Annotated in this window: 5 protein-coding genes; 3 read left to right on the top strand and 2 right to left on the bottom strand. The window is 66.3% G+C overall.

The features are described 5' to 3' along the window. From E1N52_RS29490 to E1N52_RS29480, 3 genes are all read left to right on the top strand, one after another. On the top strand, nucleotides 1–228 hold a 228-nt coding region (locus E1N52_RS29490; protein ID WP_133184843.1), incomplete at its 5' end, for a transposase. 209 nt (nucleotides 229–437) lie between these two features. After that, the gene (locus tag E1N52_RS45335; protein WP_133186459.1) at nucleotides 438–1,904 is read left to right on the top strand and encodes a methyl-accepting chemotaxis protein; all 1,467 of its coding nucleotides are present in this window, start codon (nucleotides 438–440) and stop codon (nucleotides 1,902–1,904) included. 52 nt (nucleotides 1,905–1,956) lie between these two features. Further along, a complete protein-coding gene (locus E1N52_RS29480; RefSeq protein ID WP_133186457.1) occupies nucleotides 1,957–4,068 on the top strand; it encodes a putative bifunctional diguanylate cyclase/phosphodiesterase in 2,112 nt (703 codons plus the stop codon). Here E1N52_RS29480 and E1N52_RS29475 read toward each other — a convergent pair. Together E1N52_RS29475 and E1N52_RS29470 are read right to left on the bottom strand one after the other, a co-directional pair. After that, complete coding sequence (locus E1N52_RS29475) at nucleotides 4,065–5,087, bottom strand: CaiB/BaiF CoA transferase family protein (RefSeq protein ID WP_133186455.1); 1,023 nt, start codon at nucleotides 5,085–5,087, stop codon at nucleotides 4,065–4,067. The two genes, E1N52_RS29480 and E1N52_RS29475, sit on opposite strands and share 4 nt — an antisense overlap. 44 nt (nucleotides 5,088–5,131) lie before the next feature. After that, on the bottom strand, nucleotides 5,132–6,262 hold the full coding sequence (locus E1N52_RS29470; protein ID WP_133186453.1) for an acyl-CoA dehydrogenase family protein: 1,131 nt from the start codon (nucleotides 6,260–6,262) through the stop codon (nucleotides 5,132–5,134).

Genomic DNA, 6,262 nt, shown 5'->3' with positions numbered 1-6,262 from the left:
CGCAAAGTGATCTACACGACCAACGCCATTGAAAGCGTGAACGCCCAGCTACGCAAGATCGTCAAGACGCGTGGGCACTTCCCCACGGACGAGGCCGCGACCAAACTGCTGTGGCTGGCCTTGCGCAATATCACGGCTGACTGGAGCCGTGCCGCACATGACTGGAAAGCCGCGATGAACCAGTTCGCGATCCTCTACGAGGATCGCTTCACCAGGAATCATTTGTAGAATGCAATTGATGACCTGCCAGACGGCAGGTTTTTATCTGCCTTGCACACAAAAATTCAGACACTTCCGTCGAGCCCGCAAACGAGTCGCGCCGACGCCTTTACGGCGGCTCTTTTTGCAGCCGAATTCAATCAGGCGCATCAAGGTCCACCAGCCGCCGCCGCATTAACGCCTACCTGCAACTTTTTTTCCTCATTCAAGTGTCGTTCATGCTGGCAGATTCGCTGGGTCGCGCGCAGTCGCTTCGACCGTCCGGCTCGCAACCACGCGTGGCCATTCGCGCGCTCGATGACGTCGCGCGCGCCGCCGACGCGGTCATGTATTCCACGCTCGTTCTCTCCGCTATCGCGGCGGTACTGATCGGCTTCATCTATTACGAACCGCAACTCGCGCTCGTGGGCGCCGCGCTGTTCCTCGGCGCCGGCAGCTTCGTGTTTTTCTGCGCGCGCGGCACCGCGCTTTCGCGCGTCGTGCTCACGCTCGCCAATGCCGCGCTCGTCGCGCTGCATATCCAGGCGGCGCATGGCGTCACCGAATTCCATTTCGGCGTGTTCGTGCTGCTGGGCCTGTTGCTCGTCTATCGCGACTGGCGTCCGATCGTGCTCGCCGCGGGATTCTTCGCGGTGCATCACCTCGCGTTCGACCGGCTGCAGGCGCTCAACTTCGCCGTGTACTGCACGCGCGAGGCGAACTTGCCGCGCGTGCTGCTGCATGCCGCCTACGTGGTTGCGCAAACGGCCGTCGAGATCGTGCTCGCGCATCGTCTACGCGTGGCGGCCATCGAGGCGGCGGAGCTGTCGGACATCGTGCGCAGCGTGGTGCGCGAGCGCGAGGTGTGCCTCGCGGTGGACGGCATTCCGGCGAGCGCGCCCACGGCGGTTGCGCTCAAGGGGGCGATTGCCCAGATGGCGCGCGCCATGCAGGAGGTGAGCACGAGCACGGCGCACGTGGAGCAGGCCGCGCTCGAAATCGCGGAAGGCAACGCGAATCTCAGCGCGCGCACCGAACACCAGGCGGGCAGCCTGGAAGAGACGGTCGCGTCGATGGACGTCTTCACGCGCACGGTCAAGGCAAGTGCGGAGCATGCGCGCGAGGCGAGCGCTTTCGCCCGCGAAGCGTCGACGGTCGCGCAGGCTGGCGACGACGTCGTCGCGCGCATGACCACGACGATGGGTGCCATCGAAAGCTCGGCCAGGCGCATCTTCGAGATCGTCGATGTGATCGAGGGCATTGCGTTTCAGACCAACATTCTCGCTCTCAACGCGGCCGTGGAAGCCGCTCGTGCGGGCGAGCAGGGACGCGGCTTCGCCGTGGTCGCCGGCGAAGTGCGCAGCCTCGCGCAGCGCGCCGCGGCCGCCGCGCGCGAGATCCAGCAGCTCGTGGAGAACTCGGCGAACGAAGTCGGCGCGGGCACGCAGCTCGCCGGCGAGGCGCGCGCCGCGATGGAAGGCGTGGTGCGCAGCATTGGCCGCGCGGCCGACATCATGGGCGAGATCACGGCGTCGAGCCACGAGCAGGCGCAGGGCATCGAGCAAGTCAACGCCATGGTCGCGCAGATGGACGACACCACGCGCCGCAACGCCGCTTTGGTGAACGAAGCAGCCGCCGCGTCGTCGTCGCTGCACGCGACGAGCGCGAAGCTGCGAGAGGTGCTCGGCCTCGTCGCATTGTCGTGATAATGTCGTGCAACGCCCGGGGTGAACGAGTGGTGAACAAGGAGATCTTCCCATGATGAGCGTGGTGGGCTGCATCGTCTACAAACACAATCTGTGGCTCGTCGTCGTCGCGCTGCTGATCTGCGCCGCGGGCTCTTGGGTCACGGCACGGCTTGTCCTGCGCTCGTTCGCCACGCGATCGCTGCAGCGCATGGGCTGGTCGTTCATTGCGGCCGTCGTTGCCGCCGCCGATATCTGGTGCACGCATTTCGTCGCCATGCTCGGCTTCGAACCGGGCGTGCCGATCGCCTTCGACCCCGTGCTGACCATCACGTCGCTGCTCATCGCGCTGGTGGGCAGCTTCGCGGGATTCCTGCTAGCGACGAGTCAGGCCGCGAACCGTCTTACGCGCGCGGCGCCCGCGCTAGGCGGCGCAATCGTCGGGCTGGCGGTCGCGCTCATGCACTACGCGGGCATGCTCGCGTATCGCGTGGAAGGCATCGTGGTCTGGAATCGCGTCGGGATCGCCTTGTCGATCGTGTTCGCAGTCACGATCAGCGGCCTTGCGCTGCATCTTGCCGGCGTCGCCGCGAAGCGCCTGCAGGAGAACGCGGCCGGCGCGCGGGCAAGCGGCGATGCGTCCGCGCGCCTCGTAGCGGGCGTGCTCGCCCTCGCCATCGCCGCGCTGCACTTCACCGGCATGTCTGCGTTCGAGGTCGTCCCGATGCCGATCGACGGACACTTTTCGAATCCCGCCGCGCTGCATGCGCTCGCGCTCGCCGTCGCATGCATGGCGCTCGTGATCGCGGGCGCGGGCTGCGTGAGCTTTCTGCTCGACGACAGCGTGCGCGCCGAATCCGTCGAGCATCTGCGCACGATGGCGATGAGCGACATGCTCACCGGCCTGCCCAATCGCGCGAGCTTCAACGCACGCATCGACGCCGAACTGGCGCGCACGCAGGACACGCGCAAGCTGGCGCTCATCGGCATCGACCTGAACCGCTTCAAGGAAATCAACGACCTGCACGGCCATCACGCCGGCGACGAAGTGCTGCGCATTCTTGCGCGGCGTCTTTCGAGCCTGATGCGCGAAGGCGAGTTCGTTGCGCGCGTGGGCGGCGACGAGTTTGTGGCGCTCACGCGCTTCGCCTCGCGCGAGGAACTCGGCGATCTGCTCTCGCGCCTCGAAACCGCGCTGTACCGGCCGGTGCGCTACGACGACGCCGAAGTGCTCTCGGGCGCGAGCCTTGGCGTCGCCATCTACCCCGACGACGCCACCACGAAGACCGTGCTCATCAACAACGCCGACCTCGCCATGTACCGGGCGAAGGCGGACCTGGCGCAGTCGGTGTGCTTCTACGAGCCGGCGATGGACGAGATCGCGCGGGCGCGCCGCTCGCTCACGCACGACTTGCGCGAGGCGCTCGCGCGCGGGCAGCTGAGCGTGCACTACCAGGTGCAGACCTCGATCGCGAGCGGCGAAATTTGCGGCTATGAAGCGCTGCTGCGCTGGGAGCATCCGCGGCTTGGCTTCATCTCGCCCGCCGAATTCATTCCGCTCGCCGAAGAGAATGGCCTCATTCTCGGCATTGGCGCCTGGGTGCTGCGCGAGGCGTGCACGCGAGCCGTTTCGTGGGCGCCGCCTTACAAGGTGGCTGTGAATCTTTCTCCGGTGCAGTTCTCGCATGCGGACCTGCCGAAGCTCGTCGAGACCGTGCTGGTCGAGACCGGCCTCGCGCCCGAGCGGCTCGAACTGGAACTCACCGAGACGACCATTTTCGCGGACCGCGAGCGCTCGCTCGACGTGCTGCAGCGAATCAAGGCCATCGGCGTGAATATCGCGCTGGACGACTTCGGCACCGGCTACTCGTCGCTCGACACGCTGCGCTCGTTCCCCTTCGACAAGATCAAGCTCGACCAGTCTTTCATCAGCGAGGCCGAGTCGAGCCGCCAGGCCACCGCGATCATTCGCGCGGTGCTCGCGCTCGGCAAGAGCCTCGGCATTCCGGTGCTGGCCGAAGGTATCGAAACCGAGGCGCAGCTCACGCTGCTCGCCGACGAAGGCTGCGACGAAGTGCAGGGCTATCTGCTCGGCCGCCCGGCGCCGCTGAGCCATATCGTGGCGAGCGGGCAGCTGTCGCTGCTCGCCGACGACGAAGCAGCGCTGGGCGCGGTGCGAGGCTAACCGCCCTCGTTGCCATAGTCCACGAAACGCGGCGCGCATTGCGGCTGCCATGCGCCGCCGTTCTGGGCGAACGCGCCGCGCGCCGTGTTGTGCGCATCGAGCGGTGCCTCCGCAAGACTCAGCACCGGCGTGACGCACGCATCGCTGCCTTCGAACAAGGCGGTCCATTCGTCGCGCGTGCGCGTGGCGACCGTCTGGGCGATGCGTTCCTGAACGCGCGGCCAGTGCGCCCGGTCGCGCTGCGGTAGTTCGAGCAGGTCTTCGGCGCCGATCCCTTTCATGAACGCCGCGTAGAACTGCGGCTCGATGCAGCCCACGGCGATATAGCGGTTATCCGCGCAGCGATAGGTGCGATAGAAGGGCGCGCCGCCGTCGAGCAGATTCGTGCCGCGCTCGTCCTGCCAGTGCCCCGCCGCGTAGAAGCCGTACATCATGCTCATCAGCATGGCCGCGCCATCGGTCATCGCGGCGTCGACCACGCAGCCTTCGCCTGTCGAACGCGCGCGCAGAATGGCGGCCACCACGCCGAACGCGAGCAGCATGCCTCCGCCGCCGAAGTCGCCGACCAGATTAAGCGGCACCACGGGCTCGCCGCCCGCGAGACCCACCGCATGCAGCGCCCCCGAGATCGCGATGTAGTTGATGTCGTGGCCCGCCGTGTGCGCGAGCGGCCCCGTTTGCCCCCAGCCCGTCATGCGTCCGTAGACGAGCGAGGCGCGCCGCTCGCGGCACACTTGCGGGCCCAGCCCGAGCCGCTCCATCACGCCTGGGCGAAAGCCTTCGATCAATGCATCGGCGCTCGCGATCAGATCGAGTGCGCGTGCCATGTCGTCGCGGCTCTTGAGGTCGAGCGCAACATATTCGCGCCCGCGCGCGAGCGGTCCGGACGGCGCGGGAGCACCCTCGCGGCCGATGCAGATCACGCGTGCGCCCATTTGCGCGAGCAGCATGCCGCAGAACGGCGCCGGGCCCAGCCCCGCGAATTCCACGACGGTAACGCCTTCCAGAGGCTTGATCATGTGTGCTTTCCTGCCTGCTTGCTGGTGTGCCGTTTAACGCGCCTTCACAGCGTGCGCGCGATGATTTCCTTCATGATCTCGTCGGTGCCGCCGTAGATGCGCATCACGCGCGCGTCCACCCATGCGGTGCCCACCACATACTCGGACATGTAGCCGTAACCGCCGTGCAGCTGCAGGAATTCGTCGAGCAACTGGTTCTGCAGTTCGGTGGCATTGAGCTTCGCCATGGCGGCATCCACGGGCGAAAGCTCGCGCCGAAGGTGCCGCGCAATGCAGTGGTCGACATAGGTGCGCACCATCTCCGCCTTCGCGCGCGCATGCGCGAGCTTGAAGCGCGCATTCTGGAAATCGAAGATGGCCTGGCCGAACACCTTGCGATCGCGCGTATAGCGGATCGTGCGCTCGAGCATGCCCTCGATCGACGCGGCAGCGCGCACCGCGATCACGAGCCGCTCCTGCGCCAGTTCGCGCATGAGGTACGAAAAGCCCTGGTTCTCTTCGCCAAGCCGCTGCGTGACGGGCACGCGCACATCCTCGAAGAAAAGCTCGGACGTGTCTTGCGCGCGCAGGCCGATCTTGTCGAGCTTGCGGCCCTTGCTGAAACCGGGCGTGCCCTCTTCGACCACGATCAGCGAGACGCCCTTGCCGCCCAGTTCGGGCGCAGTCTTGCAGACCACCACCACGAGGCTCGCATTCTGTCCGTTCGTGATGAAAGTCTTCTGGCCGTTGATGACGTAGTGGTCTCCCTCTTTGCGCGCGGCGGTGCGCACGGACTTGAGATCGCTGCCGGTGCCAGGCTCCGTCATGGCGATGGCGCCGATATGCTCGCCGCGCGCGAGCTTCGGCAGCCACTCGCGCTTTTGCGCCTCGGTGCCGTACGCGAAGATATACGGCGCGACGATGTCCGAATGCAGCGGAAAGCCGATGCCGCTCGCATTCACGCGCGCCAGCTCCTCGATCATGATGGCCGCGTGCCCAAAGTCGCCGCCGCCACCGCCGTACTCTTCGGGAATCGTGCAGCACAGCAGGCCTTCCTCGCCCGCTCGCCGCCAGACCGACTTCGGCACGATGCCTTCTTGTTCCCATTGATGATGGAACGGCACGATTTCGCGCTCGATAAAGCGCCGGGCCTGTTCGCGGAAAATCTCGTGATCGTCACGGAATACAGTGCGCAT

The organism is Paraburkholderia guartelaensis (assembly GCF_004353905.1).
Taxonomy (GTDB): Bacteria; Pseudomonadota; Gammaproteobacteria; order Burkholderiales; family Burkholderiaceae; genus Paraburkholderia; species Paraburkholderia guartelaensis.
Note: the sequence above shows the minus strand (reverse complement) of the source record. Positions and strands in the feature narration are given on the sequence as shown.

Coding starts and splice junctions, on each gene's coding strand:
- E1N52_RS45335 (WP_133186459.1), top strand. CDS start 438: ATGCTGGCAGATTCGCTGGGTCGCGCGCAGTCGCTTCGACCGTCCGGC.
- E1N52_RS29480 (WP_133186457.1), top strand. CDS start 1,957: ATGATGAGCGTGGTGGGCTGCATCGTCTACAAACACAATCTGTGGCTC.
- E1N52_RS29475 (WP_133186455.1), bottom strand. CDS start 5,087: ATGATCAAGCCTCTGGAAGGCGTTACCGTCGTGGAATTCGCGGGGCTG.
- E1N52_RS29470 (WP_133186453.1), bottom strand. CDS start 6,262: ATGCGCACTGTATTCCGTGACGATCACGAGATTTTCCGCGAACAGGCC.